The sequence below is a fragment of the Novipirellula rosea genome (genome assembly GCF_039541335.1).
Lineage (GTDB): Bacteria > Planctomycetota > Planctomycetia > Pirellulales > Pirellulaceae > Novipirellula > Novipirellula rosea.
This window is the reverse complement of the sequence record NZ_BAABGA010000031.1, coordinates 124,134-141,204: the sequence shown is the minus strand read 5'-3', so window position 1 is coordinate 141,204 and position 17,071 is coordinate 124,134. Positions and strand designations below refer to the sequence as shown.

The following is a 17,071-nucleotide window of genomic DNA, read 5'->3' as shown; positions in this document are numbered from 1 at the left end:
ATATATCAACGGCAAGAATCCTCGCCAAGAGAGCCGCATGAGTGCTAGCTTGAAAGGGCTCCCTCCGGTAGGCGTGGGGGCATCTCCTTGTATTCTTCCACGGCGAATGTCAGCACCGATGTGATGCCAGCGATCTTTCGCCAGGGATGTCAAGTTAGATTTTTCCATTAAGTGGATTTCAGCTCGACGCAGGCGTTACCCCCAGCAAAAGAGGTCCGTCAGCTTAAGAGAGCTGGCAGAAGACGCGTTTCGCACGGGTGTTGAACGCCGCGAGTCACGCTAAACGAGGCGAGACTAGATTCGGTCTCGCCGTTGCTGGTTAAGAAAGCCGATGACCGTTTTTCGGCCACGACAGATTTGATCACTCATCAGCTGTCGCGCTCGATGGGGGTCACGGTCTCGCAAAGCCTGCAGCAGCTCCGCCTTTGATTCGCACGTCTCCTGAGCGACCTCCGTCGTTAACAATCGCGGATCATATCGCTGGGCTGCAAAGACCATTGCGATTGCCCGATTATCTTTGATGACCTTGGCAAGCAACGGATTTCGCGACGCCTCGACCAACCGTTGATGAAACTGCTGCTCATCATTCATCCAACGCTCTAATTGACGTTTGTTGCTGTAACCTTTGGAAGAAACGCGAATCTGCATGGCGGTTTCTCTGGCTCGATCAAGAATGTGTGCGAGTTCATCCAGTTGATCCTCCGTAATATATTGCGCGGCTTCTGACGCGGCGCAACTTTCGAGTGCGTCACGCAGAACATAAATATTATTAAGGTCCTGGCGATCGGTTTTGCGAACATAGGCACCGGCACCGGGAACGTGTCGTACCACCCCCTCGCTGGACAACCGATTGATCGCCTCGCGAACAGGAATCACACTTACCCCGATTTCGACGGCAAGTGTCCGATTAACCAACTGTTTTCCGGGCGGAAACTCACCACTGGCGAGCTTCTCTCGAATGTAATCATACGACTTTTCAGCAAGGCTTCGGTCCACGGGTTTGCTCGCTTGCATGGCTTGGCGAAAGGGAAGACAGTTACGGTCAATAGACGCTGCACCTACGTTATAACGTAAAATAATGTGATGTCCAGCGAAATGGTGATCAGACGTCTGTTCGGGCGAGTCCAATGTCTGCGGTGTAAGGATTTGTATAGCCATTGGGGCGGCGACACCGAGGGTATTCGGGAGCGTAGGCAAAATCTCCACCTTAAGCAAACTTGCATCTCTGCTTAGGACTTTTAGAAATACCGCCAGCAGAAGTACGACAAGATTCGTGGAGAAACTGCTTAGTGATGCAAATCGACATGGGGGCTACCATCCCGATAGCATTCTCCATTGCGTTCATGTCTTTTGGCAGATTCCGTTAAGACGCCACATGAGTATTTGCGTCTCCGCGAACGCGCTCGCTGTAATTGATGAATCTCAACATTCGGCACGAACGCGCGGCGGATTGGCTTCGGTCGGCGTGATGGATGGTAATCGCCTCGGGGACGATCAAATCGCCGTGGCAGGCCGGCATGGAGATCTCAAAGTTACGGACTTGTTCCGTTGGGAAGTCGACGATTTCTTGACTAAGCCAAAGCGTCTGCGTGCGTACGTGCAGTCGCATACCACTTTGATGCGCCCCCCTGCGAAACGAACAAAGCCATTTTCCTCTTCGACGTGATCGAGTGCGAACCACATAGTAACTGCTTCGCAAGGATCGATCAGGAACTAGTCCTGGTCCATCTCCAAGCATTGCTAGAACTTGTGGGTTAGAATCTACCCATTTCTATTAGCGATGGACGCCGGGCAAGTGAAGTGCGCGGTCGCGAAGTGATTCCTAAGCCGCTAATGATTTGAGTTGATTAGCTTCCAGCTTTGTAGGCGCGGACATAGGGTTTGTTCAATCGGTCCGTCCCGTCTGTCAGTGCATCGAGCGAGAAGCGGACGAAACGGACTTCGCTGTAGCCGGGTTCGTACAAGACGCCGAAACTTCCGTCTTTCAGTATGGTCATTTCCGAGTACGCAGCGGCCCCCTTATCGATCACCTTACCAGCACTCCAGGTCGCACCGTCATCGTAGCTGATTCGGACCGCCAAGTTCTGACGTTCTTGGTTAGAGGCAGCGTTGCAGAACAGTAGCCGATTTTTGGAATAGCCATCCGCTTTGGCCGTATACTGGATGATGCTGGCGTTACAACGCGGGTCGGGTAGACTGACATCGTTGAGGCTGTCCCAGGTTTTTCCGCCATCGGATGACCTGTGTACAAGCCGTTTTCCCGGGGCGATCCGCGAATTGACCATCAGCGTGCCGTCTGACAATTCTACCACTTTGGATTCATCCCCTGGAGTGACATCTCCGAATGTTTTCCATGTCCTGCCATGATCTCGGCTGGCGAATAATGTGACGCCTTGGCCGACGCGAACGTAATTGTGGATCAACGTTCCATCGCGGGTTTGGATTCCTCGGCCCGATGTGATGAACTTGAACGCATCCTTTAACTCGGGCGGGGCGACCTGATCAGTGAAGTCATCCGGCTTTCCCCAGCTCTTTCCGTGGTCCGAGCTCTTTTGCACGTAAAAGCGAAATTCTTTGCTCGACTTATCATTATTCATAAAGTTGTAGAAACAGAAAATGTCGCCCGTGATTTCGTCGACTAGCAACGATGGGTCGCTGCAGCCTCCATCATCGGACTGATCCATTACTTCCATTGGTGTCCAAGTCTCGCCGTTGTCGGTGCTCCGACGAAACACAATGTCGATCGTACGCTGGGGAAGTAGGTCACCCGATCCAGTGCGCCGGGCATCACATGCGGCGATCAAATCACCGTTGGTCGCGGTAGCAATCGCAGGGATGCGAAACGTGTGCGTGTCTTGTGTGCCTGACACGAACAGGGACTGGCTGCCGATTAGCTTTAGCGGTTCGCTCGGCATCACATCGATCGGAATGGTTGTTGGCCGTTTTGGAACCGAAGAGTGCAACGACAGATCGTCGATCAGCAATCCTGAGCTGGACGCGGCTTCGGTGCTGAAACGAATGGCATCCGTTTTTGCGTTGCCCGTGACCGGAAGTTGGATATGTGAACGGAAACGCGCGCCCACGTCGATCACACTGTCCAGTTGTGCAACATCGCGCCATGTCCCGTCCTGCTGTACCTCGACCTTAAATGTGAACGGACCTTTGACTGTCCAGCGCTCAGCATAAAACCGGATTCCCTTGACGCCGGATAATTCTGGTGGAAGAACGAGCGTCACCGTATTGTTTGCGTCGCCAAGCATGTGCAGGCTTGTGTCGCCGCTGTGGGCAAACCGTGAGGTGATGTTTGCCGTACCGGTCGCATTGATCTCGACCGAGCCAATTTTTAACTGCTGGAACGTTGCTTGCGGTGGGCGTTCAAACGAAGTGCTGAACAGAACGTCATCGGCCGGCTCAGCACAATGCGCGGGCGCGTAAAACAGGAAAATGCACAGGCTCAGGATAAGGCAGCGGGTCATATTTATCACCGGAATATCGACGTGGTCAAAAATTTTCAACCTAGCTTGGTTGGGCGTGGGAACATTTGCGAAACCGGGCAGCGCGACAGGCCCCTGTCGCGCCACCCCGACTTGCAGATTGCAGGCTAGATCTCCTCGTTGATAATCTCTCGGCTGGCCTGCGTACCTAGACTACCCCACAACCCATAAGGACTTGCGGAGCCGGGTGGTAGCGTGGCACCATTTCCGTCGTGGGAAACCATCGCCCCTCCACCAGCTTCGATCGAATCGGTAACGAATTTAATCGCCCCGTCACCCATCAACACGTGACAACCACCTTGGTGCCGACTACTAGGTGAAAAAATTCCCCATCGGAAAATGTCAGTGGCGGTGGTGCTTGAAGTGTCGTAGACCACAGGAGCATTGGGAGGAAGAATCGTCGTAATGCCGGTAAAGATGGCTAACCCGTATGCCCATTTGTAGCCTCGCATCTCTTCGGGGCTTCCATTCGTTGGGGCAGTCGAAAGCCAAAACCTTGGTCGCTCTGGATCGATCTGCTGGTAAGCCTTTTTCGGGTCAAGGTGGTGACCATTGATGCCACTGCGTGGTTGAGTGGTGACATCTCGATCGCCCAAGTCCGTATTGAACTCGCCAGCCATAATTGTGTTGGAAAGCCCGTCTAGGACATTACGGAACTGCGGTTTGAGGCGACCGTGCGCAAAAATTCCACGCGCCGTTTTCTTCGCGTTGACATTGTTTGGCGACTGCCTACCGTGCTGATCTGTGATGCAGTTGTACTGCCAATAAAGCGAGTCGCCGAGACAGACGCCATAGTTCGTCCGGCCTTGCCCTGGCAGGCCGGTGCCTGGATCACTTGGGCAACGGAAGGAGGGAATGTTTGTCAACCAAGGTGTGTATTCGCCCTGAGCCGTGTGGTCGGCGAGTAGCATGTAAGGGCTTGGACCCATCGGAGCATACCGATCACCCGAGGCGACCTGAAACGGGTTACTGATCTGCTCCCAAAGTGCCTGCTGCTCAATGAATGGCGTGATGCCGACCAGCGCACTGAGCTGGTTCATGTTTGATCCGCCTCCGCCAGCGGTTGGTGTGTAAGTATCAGCCCAGCCCATGCTAAGCGCTCGGTAGGTACCACCCGCCTGCGCCGGCAACTGATTGTAGGCAGAATGGTAGTTGTGGAACGCTAGCCCAATCTGCTTGAAGTTGTTGCTGCAACTCATTCGCCGAGCCGCCTCGCGAGCCGCCTGCACAGCCGGGAGCAATAACCCTACTAGGACGCCGATGATGGCGATCACCACCAGCAGCTCAACTAACGTGAAACCACGATTACTTCTGACATTCATAATGCACCTCTGTAAATTGAAACTAGGAAGAAAGCGAAACATGAGAAACTGATCGTCTTAACTGAGAGCTCCAGTCGGCCCATCGATACCCGCCGGTTCAGCTTGGCCGCCGCGCGCTGCCGCATCAGGGTTTTGCTCCAGGTAGCGTTCCAGCTCGCGAGGCTCCGGTGACTGTGCGGCCTGGGTGCCACATCCCGCAGCGACTATGTAGAGGGGAAGAACAAAGAACGTTAATAGGCTCGACCGCATTGAAGAAATCCTGAGTAGGGGAGAACTGATTAGCCAATAGCAACGACGGAGATATGGCATGTTATAACATGGCATGACGCAGGGTGTGTCGACAAAATGCAAAATTTACTGTTTTATGGGGGTGAGTCCGGTAGAAGGCCTTGGGGACGGGGCGAGACGCCCGTTGAATCGCACCGTGCCTGAGAGAACTGGCAGAAGAAACACAATGAACTGGTTCGACTGTCCCGATTGGTGAGCCAAACGTACTAACGCTAGAAGCGATTAGTTTCGTCTATTCTTGTGAGCCGAGGTCGCTAGCCGCGAGCCTGTTTCCAACAACATTGACGAACCCCGCGGCTAGCGGGCTGTTGATTTAATCGAGATGCAAATCGCTGTGGTGAGCCGCGGGCCGTAAGGCACCGGGTGATGCGTGGCACCCGGCTGCTCACTCGCGAGCGGCTCATTAAATCAACAAGCCGCTTGCGCCGTCCGCTCACAAATACGGCACGAACGAAAAAAACAGCACTAGCTTCGCTCGTGCCCTTGCTGGTTAAGGAAATTAATGACAGTTTTTCGGCCGCGTTGAATTTGAAAACTCATCAACTGTCGTGCTCGTTCCGGGGCGTGGTCGCGTAAGGCTTGCAGCAACTCCGCCTTCGATTCGCACGTCTCCTGAGCGATCTTCGCCGTTAATATTCGCGGATGATAGCGTTGGGCCGCAAAGACCATTGCGATTGCCCGATTCTCTTTGACGACTTTGGCAAGTAACGGATTTCGCGACGCCTCGACCAACCGTTCGTGAAACTGCTGCTCACAATCTAACCAGCGATCCATTTGACGTTTATTGCTGTAACCATTGGAGGAATCGCGAATCTGCTTGGCGGTCTGTTTGGCTAGATCAAGAATGAACTCAAGCTCTTCCAGTTGATCCTCTGTAATATACTGCGCGGCTTCTGCCGCTGCGCAACTTTCAAGCGCATCTCGCAAAACGTAGATGTTGTTGAGATCCTGGCGATTCGTCTTGCGAACATAAGCACCCGCACCGGGGACATGTTCAACCAACCCCTCGCTGGACAACCGATTGATCGCTTCGCGAACCGGGATCACACTCACCCCGATTTCAACCGCAAGGGTTCGATTTACCAACTGTTTCCCAGGCATAAACTCACCGCTGGCGAGTTTCGCTCGAATGTAATCGTATGAAATTTCAGCAAGACTTTGATCCACTTGTATGCTCAGCAATGTTTACGGGCGAAAAGGATTTCAGCAGCAGCTAATTCATGTTAGAACATGTTATAACTAGGCCTTGCATCGTGTCCAGCGGAATGGCAGTCGGATGTCGGTCGTGGCGAGTGCTCTGCCACCCTCCGTAAGCGAGCAAATCGCTTTTGTCAGCGGATTTGGAACGATTCTCCGCTTCCTTCGACGAGCAAAATATCTTCGCCAATCAAGATGTTTCCAAAGGACTCGTGGTTCCCTGATGGCCAATCGACTTGGACATTCTGAATTTCGGTCGCAGTGCCCATTCCGATTAATAGCTGCCGTTGATTGGAACACATGTAGCCATCTCCCGCTAACAATTGAACGGTTCGTTTCTGTCCGCCGACTTCCAATGTCACGACGGCTCCGATAGCGTCTCGTTGGCCGATCGTGGCGACGAGAACGATCCCCTGCGAGGTCCCTGTGGATTCAGTGTGATTGATCGGCAGGGAAACAGGCTCGAACAAATGCGTGATCAGGCTATCAACTCGCCCATCACGATTTGCATCGAGCGTCAATAAGGCGCGGCCCACATGAGGATTCGAAAAATATTCGCCCAATTCTTTATTCACAAGCTCCTTCCAAATACCACCGGGATCCCGATGGTAGATTTGAGGTGGCATCGCCAAGGCGATTCCGTAAGGATCATCCTCCTTGACGTCGTTGACATGGCCATTGGTGATAATCAATTCTACGGTGCCGTTATTATCAAAGTCGGCCCATTCGGTACCGAATCCCATGACGTTCATGGATGATTCACCTAGCCCCAGACGATGAGAGCGATCCGACCAAATCCCAGCTGCTTCCTGTTGGTAAAACGTGTTGTGTTCGCGTGCGAAGTGGGTGAGGAAGAAGTCAATGTCCCCATCATTGTCTGGATCCCCGGCGGCGATGCCCATCGACGCCTGAGCTTTCGATGCGCCGCTGACAGCGAGGCCTCTTAAGACGGCCAGATCCGTGAAACGGAACTCTCCGTCATGATGGGCAGATGACCAGAATTGATTCGCCGACATGTCATTGGCGACGTACAGGTCCATGCCTTCGTGTTCATCAAATTGACCGACTGCGAGACCTAAACCTCGCCCGGGGCTGACCTGACCGAGCCAGCGATCAGTTGTTTCCGAAAATCTGCCGTTGGCAGCCCCCTGCCAAACACGGTCGGGTTCCGCTGCGAACAGTAGCGGTGAGCAGCTACCAATCCGGTCATTGTCAGTGCTGCTGGGGCATTGCTTTGTATAAGGGGCTTCGCTGGCGCAGTACTGAACTTCGAACAGATCGGCAAGGCCGTCGCCAGTGAGGTCGGCGATCGCAACGGAAGTGGTCCAGAATTCACCCTGCAGTCCAACTTGATCGGAAGCGTCACTGAAGGTGCCGTCACCGTTATTGCGATACAGACGGTTGCGGCCAATGTTAGCGTCGAAGACATCTGGGAATCCATCGTCATTGAAGTCGCCCACCGTGATTCCTTGCGCAAACCCGGTGTCACGCATTCCCGCAAGTTCGGTTACGTTTTTAAAATGTCCTGCTAGATTCAGATACAGCTGGTTCGGCTGCGAATTGGACTTCATCGGATCACCATCGAGCATCGCGATGGCGAGGTCAGGCCAGCCATCTAAATTGAAGTCAACCGCGGCCGCGCCTCCACCACTTGTCTGAAAGATTGCGTATCCCGTTTCCCTTGCTTCCGGCGAGACCTCGCATGTGTGAATCAAGCCTCGCTGGATTGCTTCATCCTCTAATCGGATATCGCCTTGTTTCTGCGATTGCGACATTTCGATTGTCGGACGTCGACTTGCTGTCCAGGCAACCTGCGGCAGGTCCTCAAGCTTTATTTGATTGCCGATAATCCCCTGGGGAAGCTGCCAAGGTGTATCCGCACTCAGTTTTTTGCGGATGGCGAGATAGGCCGCTTGGGCGTCGGCGGTTTTGTCATTGCTCAGGCCCAAGGCCAGACGTGCCCAGCCTTCAGCCTCCCACAGGCGCCCGAGTTTCTCCATGTTTTGAGCAACCGTGATCGCCGCACTTTGGGATTGGCAATCCCTCCAATCAAACGTATCCAACGCGTCGCTGAGTTGAGCGAATTGCTGGACACGTTGAGTGAGTCGGGCGGACGCATCGCCTCTGCCGATACGCGTCAGGTTGACGACGAGTTTTTTTAGCGTTTCGGGATCATTCGAGTCATCTCGCTGAACGGCTTCCCAGAACGCTCGCGCAGCCTGCTCGAAATTTCCCTGTTGTTCAGCCCAGATTCCGGCGACCGCCCAATAGTCTGCAGACTCTTCGATGCCCGTAGGAAGCTGATCATGCCACTGCTGAACATCATCGTTTCGATTGAGTTCGATCAATGCTCGCCCGTACAGAAGCTGCGCTGGAATAAAATCACGGTGCTGTTTAACAACGCCTTCCAATCGCTGGGCAACCTCAAGCCACTTTAGATTGGCAGCGTCCAAGCGGGCGAGTGGATAGTGATTGCGTAAGTCATCAGGGCAACGCTCCAACGTCTCCTTGCAGATCGATTCGTCCGGTTGGATGCGTCGAGGAGCCGCTAGCGCCATCAGACCTTCGGCGTTACCCTGATTGTGTTGCGCAAGCCATTTCAGTTGTTCGGTAGATACCTGCTCCATTCCTATCAATGTTCCCAATCCCGCCAAATCGAAGCGGAATTGTGGGTGCGATGGATATTGCTTGATTGCATGCTGTAAAACGGCCAAGCTCTCAAACAAACAGCCCGCGACTGTCCATTGCTGAGCCAATTTATCAAATAATTCAATGGAAGCTCGGGGATGCTTGTCGACCGCCGCTTGATAGAGGCGGGCCGATTCGTGCATCTTGCCACGGGCCGACGCGACATCGCCTGCCATTTCCAGAGCGAGAACATTGTCAGGGGTTTCAACGAGTTGCGATCGCAATTCAGTCTCTGCGGATACCCAATCTTTCGCGGCGATCGCGCGACGGGCGAGCGCAATGTGGTCGAGTCGCAATTCGCTCGCGTGTTCTTGCCTCGTCGGTGGCTGATCGACCGGAGTGTTCGACGGTCCACAACCGATGGCACTGCTGAACAGCATCGCAAACAGTATCGCGACAGCCTCGCGCACCTTCCTTGTTGGACCGTAACGATTTTCAATGAGAAGCATGTGAAAAAACGAAAACGTGAGACGAGAGCAAGATTCAGATTTTATGAGATTGTACGTCCGACCACGGTTTCAGACACCATGTATATTGCCGCTTGCGTTTTGTTTCGCACAAGGTTGTTCGATCTTGATGCCGACACAGCGGCAAGGCGGCCGAGCTCTAGGCAGGCGTGGCAGAGATGATTTTGTAAACGCAGATGAATGACGCTCGCTCTGTCGGTAGTCCGAGACTGCGGATGTGGTGCAAAATCACAGCCGTAAAGTTTGCGGTTTGGACTAACGCTGTGAAGCATTTCGCGACTCGAACGTAATGTTCGTCAAGGACGAAATGTTTGTCGAGATAAGGAAGAGAAAAAGGGGGCGCGATCGATAGTCAAACGACCGCACTCACCCTAATCTGATGCTCAGGTTGATGGCCACAGCTGCTTTCGGATAACGCTTTCGTGTCAACCGAAAGATTACAGTTATCTTGTAACTCGTCCTTAAATGTCCTAGCGACCGACGAGTCGTCATGGATCGTAGATCCATGCGACTCAAACGCAGTCTCGGAACACCGCGAACGACGAATCGCCGAGCATCAACTTACTGCTTAGTGTAGTCGACATTCTCAGGGGCTGACCCAGCCGCCTCTTTGGCTCGTTCAGCATCGACATTCACGGAAGTGGTTTCGGGCGGAGCACTCACCACGTTGTCATCTTGTCCACCGCAACCTGGCAAGAGAGCGAGGCACATCAATGTCATTGCGGTAAAAGCGAATCTGCGAATCATTGGGGGTTTCTCAGTTGATGAAAGGAACGGTTGATGAAAAAAAATGACAGGTACAGCCAATGACTGTACCTGTCTTTAAACGACTCGATTAAAGCTTAGGGAATCTCTGCATTCGTTTCCTTACAATTCTTGGTTCCCAGTGCTCCCCAGACTCCGTAAGGACTTTCTCTGCCGTTCAAGGCTTCACCGCCGGGACCCCCCGTACCTTGACAGCCTCCCGGAGGGATGATGCTTTGGTCACCCGTATCAATGGATTCAGTGACAAATCGAACGGCTCCATCGCCCATCAATACGTGGCAGCCACCTTGGTGTCGGCTGCCCGCGGTGAACCAGCCAAACGCATTGTTGGTTGGCCAAGAACGAGCCTGGCTGTAGCTATTAGGGGGTCGGATCGTATTGAAACCGGTGAAGTGAGGAAGACCGTGATGCCAGCGGTGTCCTCGTTGAAACAGAGCATTGCCTTCGATGGTAGCCGATGCACTATAGAACTGAGGCCTTTGCGGGTCGATTTTGCCCGTGTACTCAACATCGTTAGGGGCACGGCAGGGATTCACACCGTGGACCCAAGCACCGATGATTTCCCGCCGATTTGCATCAACGACCATTTCGCCTGCGGCAATCGTATTCGCGGTCCCGTCCAAAATATCGCGGAATTTGGTGACACGCCGTCCACGGAACATTCCACGGTCCCAGCGAGATTGCTTTTGGTAATCCCATTGTTGGCTTCCGGTGCGAATGGTCCCGTCGTCGTTGATGCCACAATCTTGCTCTTCGTACCCCGAATCACCGAGAGACGCGGCATAGTTGCTGTATCCAAAATTGCCAGCGACACTTTCGGTCGGATCGCTGGGGCAACGAAATCCTTTCACCTGTGTTCGCCAGGGGATGTAAGCCGTATTCCCGAGGGCCGGCCCCATGGCTGGGAACGTGCCTCCATCATTGTTGGGGTTACTGATTTGCTCCCATAACGCCTGCTGTTCGATGAACGGCAACAGGCCGACAAGCCAACTCAATTCAAAGTTGTGGTTCATGTTTGGGGTACCACCCGCATAGGTTCCACCCATTTGCATCGGGAACTGATCATAGGCAGCATGGTAATTGTGCAGCCCCAGACCAATCTGTTTGAAGTTGTTGCTGCAACTCATGCGTCGGGCCGCCTCGCGCGCCGCTTGTACGGCTGGAAGCAACAAACCAACAAGGACGCCGATGATGGCGATCACCACCAGCAACTCGACTAATGTGAAACCAGATTTATGTCTGATCTTCATAATCCACCTCTGTAAATGAAAACTAGGAAACATAAATGAACAGACGTTTGCCTGTTCTAACGCAGAAGCTTGGTCGGGCGATTTACACCCGCCGGATCTGCTTGGCGGCTAAGTACCGCCGCATCGGAGATTTTTTGCAGATAGCAATCCTGCTAGCTTGGCTCTCATCCAGCCAAGCCCCAGTTGGCCCGATTCCGGAAACGGTGCGTTCGGGCTGCCGCAGCCAGACGCAGGAGGCTAAGTGAAAGAACGGATAAGCGTAGTAGGTTCGACCGCAATGCAAACCCCTTTAGAGAGTTTCTCAACTGGCCCTCGTAACGTCAATGCTATGTCATGGTATAACACGGCATCTTTCGAGAGAGAAGAGAAAAGCTAGGATTATTTCCCTGTTTCATTGGTGGTTTGATACACCCACGAGGCCAAGCTCCGAGGAAAAACGTCTTACAGAGCACAGCGAGGCTGAATGAACCGGCTCAAAAAAAGCATCGAACTCGAGTTCGATGCCGCGAGTCACGTTAGGTAAAGCGAAACGCATGTTGCGTAAAAGCGAAATTTCGGGATAGTGGAGCTCGCGTGAGAGTTCCAAATCGTTTGGCAGACAAAACGTGGCCTGGCCCCCTGATCGCTGTAGGCGCTACCAGTGCCATCTACTGCGTGTAGCGGTACGGCGCGAGCCGTCCGGTTGCGTCGAGTGAAGCGTTTGATTTCGGCCGGGCGGTCTGCGCCGCTTCGCTACAAAAGCCCCCTGTGTAGCGCCAAAGTCGATGAGATTGGGCTAACGCCAGCGACTCAGATGTGAAGGTCTCGTCCACGTCCTTCACGGCGCAGCGAACCTGAGCGAGCGGTCAGGAGAAACACATTGAAACTTGAGCTCCCTGCTTGAGTTCAATGGTGGCGAAACTAGGATTTTGCTCGCCGCTGCTCGTTGAGAAAGTCTAGAACTGTCTTTCGGCCCCGTTGGATTTGATCGCTCATCAATTGACGTGCTCGCTTGGAGTCGCGGTCTCGCAGGGCTTGTAGCAGTTCCGCCTTCGATTGGCATGTCTGCTGGGCGACGTCGGCCGTCAATAGTCTCGGATCGTTGCGTTGGACCTCAAAGACCGTGCCGATCGCCCGATTGTCGCTAACAACTTTGGCAAGCAGCTGATTTCGCGACGCCTCGACCAACAGCTCATGAAACTGCTGCTCATCATCCATCCAGCGATCCAGCTGACGTTTGTTGCTATGGCCTTTAGATGAATCGCAAATTTGCTTGGCGGTCTCTTTGGCTCGATCAAGAATGTACTCGAGTTCTTCCAGTTGATCCTCCGTAATATACAGTGCGGCTTCCCCTGCGGCGCAACTCTCCAGTGCATCACGCAAAACGTACAGGTTGTTGAGATCTTGGCGATTTGCTTTGCGAACATAGGCACCCGCACCGGGAACGTGGTCAACCAAGCCTTCGCTGGCCAATCGATTGATCGCCTCGCGAACCGGAATCACGCTCACCCCGATTGCTTCTGCAAGCGTTCGATTCACCAACTGTTTCCCCGGCGGAAACTCACCACTGGCGAGTCTCTCTCGGATATACTCGTACGATATTTCAGCAAGACTTTGATCCACGGATGTGCTCGGTTGCGTAGTAAGGCGAACAGGAAAGACAGTGATGGGACATGGGTTCATCGATGGTTCAGCAGAGCCAACGGTGGAAACATCGCGGAGGCTTATCAAAGACAAGTTTCGGAGGTTCTTCGCAGTCCATGCTTGCCGTCGATACCCGCGGCTATCATGTTATAACATCAGACATTTTTATGTCCAACGGAAAACGGTCCGACTCCCGTTCCCGCGAGTCGGTTTGTCGGTGCTGTAGGGTTTTGCATGCCCATTTGTACGCAGTCATTCTTGTACGGCGATTTTCACGCGGCGATTGCGTGGTTGGAACGACGTTTGCCAAGCTGTTGCCGTGGCGACGATGTTTGAGATCGTAACCACTATCGTCCATTCCTATTTCCTCATCAAAGTGAGACTCAATTGCTCTCGATTTCCACCACGGACATTCATCTGCCCAGCCCCTTGCCGGTGGGGCTCTCTCGCTACGTCGATCGCAAGGAGATGGCTCGTGGCGGAAACGGCGTGTTGTATTCGGCATTCGATCAGGTCATTGGGCGAACGGTCGTGATTAAGGTGCTGCTACAAGAATACCGATTGGATCGCTCGTTTCGTCGTCGCCTGCTCCGCGAGGCGCGTGTGACCGCACAGCTCGAGCACCCGGGGACCGTTCCGGTCTATGAAATCGGCGATGACAGCGAGCTGGGCATCTATTACGTGATGAAGCGAATTTCGGGTGAGAACTTTTTCAACGTGTTGCGAGCAATCGCCAAGGGAGACAAGGAAGTGGAAGAAGCGTTTCCGCTGCGACGTCGAATCGAAATCATCGAAGCTGTGTGTCAGACGTTGGCATCGGCACATGCTCGCGGCGTGATCCATCGTGACGTCAAGCCCGAAAACATCTGGGTGGGAAACTTTGGCGAGGTCACTTTGCTGGACTGGGGCGCAGCAAAAGTATGGGGCGAACCAGCGGCGGCCTCGTTACAGGATGGGAACACGAATCAAACTCGTCGACGTGTGGTCGCCGACTCGATGAGTACCGAGTTGGTCAAGCATGACGTCGGCGACTTCGATCTGCCTAACTTGACGCCGGTTCAACAGTTGATCGGAACACCGACTTACATGTCGCCCGAACAGATCGGCAACCGAGACATCGACGACCGCTGTGACGTGTTTTCGGCAGGCGTTTGTCTGTACGAAGCGATGGCGATAGCAGAGCCTTTTCGCGGTCGTGATCAAGAGGAAACATTCGACAACATTTGTTCGCGACGACCAACGCCACCAAGCGAGCGATCGCCAAGCCGGAATATTCCCGAACTGGCCGATGAAATCTTTGCGAAGGCGACTCGAAAACAACCGTCGCACCGTTATCAAACAATGCGTGAATTCATCGACGATCTCCATCGCTTGCTGCTCGTGACCAGCACGTCAAAACAACGTTAGGTACTGTTCGGAAATAACGTCGTGATTCCAGTTTTGTTACAAATCGCGCGGGAAGTGCTTTCTCGGAAGTGGACGAGGCTACGAGTCCCGTCGTGCCCCAAAGTCGCTGGGACTCGTAGCCTCGTCCACTACATCCAAAGCTGGGACTCGTTGCCTCGTCCACTACATTCAAAGCTGGGACTCGTAGCCTCGTCCACTACATTAAAGTTCATGTCGTTCGGGTAACATCTTGAAATGACGAAGTTATTTCCGAACGGTTCCTTCACGATGGCGACAACCTGTGGTGACGCTTACGCGAATCAATCAATCTCGTTAATCTTTGGAAATGACTACTGACATTTGGATCGTGATTTGCATCTTGCTGGCGACGATCATCGCGTTCGTGCTGGACCGTTTCCGGTTGGACGTGATTGCGTTCGTCTCTTTGATGGCACTGCTGCTGACAGGGATCCTCACGCCCACCGAAGCCACCGCGGGATTTTCGAACTCGCTGGTCCTAATGATTGTCGGACTTTTCGTCGTGGGTGGTGCGATCCTAGAGTCCGGTGTCGCTGATCTTGCGGGCAGGTGGCTGGGCCGACTTGGCGGCACGTCCACGATCCGGCTAACAGTAACCGTGATGCTCGCTTGTGCGTTGTTATCGGCATTTCTTAGTTCAACGGGGACAGTCGCGGTGATGTTGCCGGTCGTTCTGAGCCTCTGTCGCCGCGCCGAAGTCTCGCCAACAAAGCTGCTGATCCCGCTCGCATTTGCCGCTTCACTCGGAGGCATGCTGACGCTGATTGGTACTCCACCGAACATGGTTGTCAATCAGGAACTACGCGATGCGGGGCTTGAAACCTTTCGGTTCTTTTCATTTGCTCCTGCCGGAATCCTGATGCTGACCCTTGGCATTGTTTTCATGGGTACGATTGGCACGCGTCTGCTGCCGAAACAGCGGAAAGATGCTGCGGATGCGACGCAAAGTCAAGGTTTCGTTTCACGTCCAGAACTCATTCACAGCTACGGCGTGGACGGACAGATTCGCGAAATCAGAATCCCGCACGGATCGACCTTCGCGGGCCGCACGTTACGCGAGCTGCAGCTTCGCACCACGTTTCACGTCAACGTGCTCGCCGTTTCCACGCCCGGTGCGCGGGGCTCGGTGGTGCGCAAATGCAACCCCGATACTCTTCTGCAACCCGGTGACACCTTGTTTATCAAGTCATCGAATGAGGAATCCACTGCGAACTTGATCCGCGAAGGCCAGATGGAATTGGTGGCTTCACCAGCGGAACTACCCAAAGAGGTTCATCTAGCGGAGCTCATCATTCCTCCGCGATCAGAATTTGTCGGACGAACGGTACGGGACGTTGATTTTTTTCGTGTGTATGGGGCGATGGTGCTCGCTTTGCAGGATCGGAACAAGCCGGTCCGCACTCGGACGTCGGACACTCCACTGGGGCCTGGCGACACATTATTGATCGCCGCCAATGCAAGTGCGTTGAAGCGGCTAAGGAAATCGCGAAACAATGTATTGCTGGTCAGCGAACAAGAGGAACAAAGAGAGTCGCCGCTTACTCCCGCTGCTCGCTGGGTCGTCGTGATCCTGATTGGGATGCTGATTGCCATGAGTGCCGGGATCGTTGCGAACGTGACTGCGGTGCTTGTCGCTGCCACGATGATGGTGATAGCCGGAGCGTTTCGTGGCTCCAACGCCTACGAAAGTATTAATTGGGAGAGCATTGTGATGATCGCATCCATCATGCCGCTCGCAACTGCGCTGGAAAAGACCGGGGCACTCGACTTGGTCGTTGGTGCGATCGTGGAAAGTCCTGGACTGACGAGTCCGAGAACGCTGTTGCTGCTGCTCTTTGCGGTCACGTCGCTGCTGAGCCAAGTCATCTCAAATACCGCGACCAGTGTGTTGATTGCTCCCCTTGCACTCGAACTGGCCCAGCAGCTTGAGATTTCTCCCTATCCTTTATTGATGGGAGTTGCTTTGGCGGCGTCGACGGCATTTTCCACGCCCGTTGCATCTCCAATCAACGCATTGGTTACTGGAGCCGGAGGCTATCGTTTTGGTGACTTTTTGAAAGTAGGCGTGCCGCTTCAACTGCTGATCCTATTTGCGACGCTCGCCATCGTGCCGTATCTGTTTCCATTCGATCTCTAATCGGTTGTTGCAAAGCGAACGGATCGTTGGCTAGCAACTCGATGACATGATTGTGGATCGTTGCTGCGGTCATCATGGCAACGCTGTGGATGCGATACCGCAAGCGAATGATGGCCATTGGCGGCAACATTCATCGATGATCCCTGTCGGTGCTGATAGACCGACGGTTTGGCAATGTCCGACGCGGTGTGTAGACAATTCCCGCCTTCGTTTTCCCAGCGTTCGTTGTCCCAGCGTTCGATCTCGTATTCGAGCATCCTATCGACGTTCATTGCAACCTCCTCGGATTGTCTAAGTCTGTGCGAAATGCGTCGCCGTTTCAGCACTTATGAGTGTCGTAACCAATCCCGCTGGCAAATCAGCAACGCAATCGGCGCACCAACGAGCCAGTCTTCGCGGTTGTTGTTCGCGGTTG

Annotated in this window: 11 protein-coding genes; 2 read left to right on the top strand and 9 right to left on the bottom strand. The window is 53.7% G+C overall.

Going from position 1 to position 17,071, the window contains the following annotated elements; translation table 11 throughout:
- Positions 1-294: 294 nt before the first annotated feature.
- The 8 genes from ABD971_RS12680 to ABD971_RS12645 all read right to left on the bottom strand — a co-directional run bounded on the left by ABD971_RS12680 (position 295) and on the right by ABD971_RS12645 (position 13,073).
- Complete coding sequence (locus tag ABD971_RS12680; RefSeq protein WP_339942975.1) at positions 295-996, bottom strand: GntR family transcriptional regulator; 702 nt, start codon at positions 994-996, stop codon at positions 295-297.
- 851 nt (positions 997-1,847) lie between these two features.
- Entirely contained in the window at positions 1,848-3,476 is a 1,629-nt protein-coding gene (locus tag ABD971_RS12675) for a sialidase family protein (RefSeq protein ID WP_345322549.1), read from the bottom strand.
- A 125-nt stretch (positions 3,477-3,601) separates the two neighbouring features.
- Positions 3,602-4,816: a DUF1559 family PulG-like putative transporter gene (locus tag ABD971_RS12670; RefSeq protein ID WP_345322547.1), complete on the bottom strand. Its 1,215-nt coding sequence runs from the start codon at positions 4,814-4,816 to the stop codon at positions 3,602-3,604.
- Between the two features lie 753 nt (positions 4,817-5,569).
- A complete protein-coding gene (locus ABD971_RS12665; RefSeq protein ID WP_345322545.1) occupies positions 5,570-6,271 on the bottom strand; it encodes a GntR family transcriptional regulator in 702 nt (233 codons plus the stop codon).
- Between the two features lie 164 nt (positions 6,272-6,435).
- The gene (locus tag ABD971_RS12660) at positions 6,436-9,438 is read right to left on the bottom strand and encodes a CRTAC1 family protein (RefSeq protein WP_345322543.1); all 3,003 of its coding nucleotides are present in this window, start codon (positions 9,436-9,438) and stop codon (positions 6,436-6,438) included.
- A 579-nt stretch (positions 9,439-10,017) separates the two neighbouring features.
- Positions 10,018-10,203: a hypothetical protein gene (locus tag ABD971_RS12655; protein WP_339942985.1), complete on the bottom strand. Its 186-nt coding sequence runs from the start codon at positions 10,201-10,203 to the stop codon at positions 10,018-10,020.
- A 95-nt stretch (positions 10,204-10,298) separates the two neighbouring features.
- Positions 10,299-11,471 (bottom strand): DUF1559 family PulG-like putative transporter, encoded by a 1,173-nt coding sequence (locus ABD971_RS12650; protein ID WP_339942987.1) that lies wholly within the window; start codon positions 11,469-11,471, stop codon positions 10,299-10,301.
- A gap of 900 nt (positions 11,472-12,371) precedes the next feature.
- Positions 12,372-13,073 carry a GntR family transcriptional regulator gene (locus ABD971_RS12645; protein WP_345322540.1) on the bottom strand — a complete coding sequence of 234 codons (702 nt, stop codon included), beginning with the start codon at positions 13,071-13,073 and terminating at the stop codon, positions 12,372-12,374.
- 408 nt (positions 13,074-13,481) lie between these two features.
- On the opposite strand from ABD971_RS12645, the gene ABD971_RS12640 reads away from it, so the two are divergent.
- Together ABD971_RS12640 and ABD971_RS12635 are read left to right on the top strand one after the other, a co-directional pair.
- Positions 13,482-14,501 (top strand): serine/threonine protein kinase, encoded by a 1,020-nt coding sequence (locus tag ABD971_RS12640; protein WP_345322538.1) that lies wholly within the window; start codon positions 13,482-13,484, stop codon positions 14,499-14,501.
- Positions 14,502-14,826: 325 nt separating this feature from the next.
- A complete protein-coding gene (locus ABD971_RS12635; RefSeq protein WP_345322536.1) occupies positions 14,827-16,656 on the top strand; it encodes an SLC13 family permease in 1,830 nt (609 codons plus the stop codon).
- Here the strand turns inward: ABD971_RS12635 and ABD971_RS12630 are convergent.
- Entirely contained in the window at positions 16,653-16,928 is a 276-nt protein-coding gene (locus ABD971_RS12630) for a hypothetical protein (RefSeq protein WP_345322534.1), read from the bottom strand. The genes ABD971_RS12635 and ABD971_RS12630 overlap by 4 nt on opposite strands.
- Between the last annotated feature and the right edge of the window lie 143 nt (positions 16,929-17,071).

Excerpts from the sequence above, each read along its gene's own strand:
- ABD971_RS12670 (WP_345322547.1), bottom strand. The coding sequence starts at position 4,816 with ATGAATGTCAGAAGTAATCGTGGTTTCACGTTAGTTGAGCTGCTGGTG.
- ABD971_RS12630 (WP_345322534.1), bottom strand. The coding sequence starts at position 16,928 with ATGAACGTCGATAGGATGCTCGAATACGAGATCGAACGCTGGGACAAC.
- ABD971_RS12635 (WP_345322536.1), top strand. The coding sequence starts at position 14,827 with ATGACTACTGACATTTGGATCGTGATTTGCATCTTGCTGGCGACGATC.
- ABD971_RS12660 (WP_345322543.1), bottom strand. The coding sequence starts at position 9,438 with ATGCTTCTCATTGAAAATCGTTACGGTCCAACAAGGAAGGTGCGCGAG.
- ABD971_RS12675 (WP_345322549.1), bottom strand. The coding sequence starts at position 3,476 with ATGACCCGCTGCCTTATCCTGAGCCTGTGCATTTTCCTGTTTTACGCG.
- ABD971_RS12650 (WP_339942987.1), bottom strand. The coding sequence starts at position 11,471 with ATGAAGATCAGACATAAATCTGGTTTCACATTAGTCGAGTTGCTGGTG.
- ABD971_RS12655 (WP_339942985.1), bottom strand. The coding sequence starts at position 10,203 with ATGATTCGCAGATTCGCTTTTACCGCAATGACATTGATGTGCCTCGCT.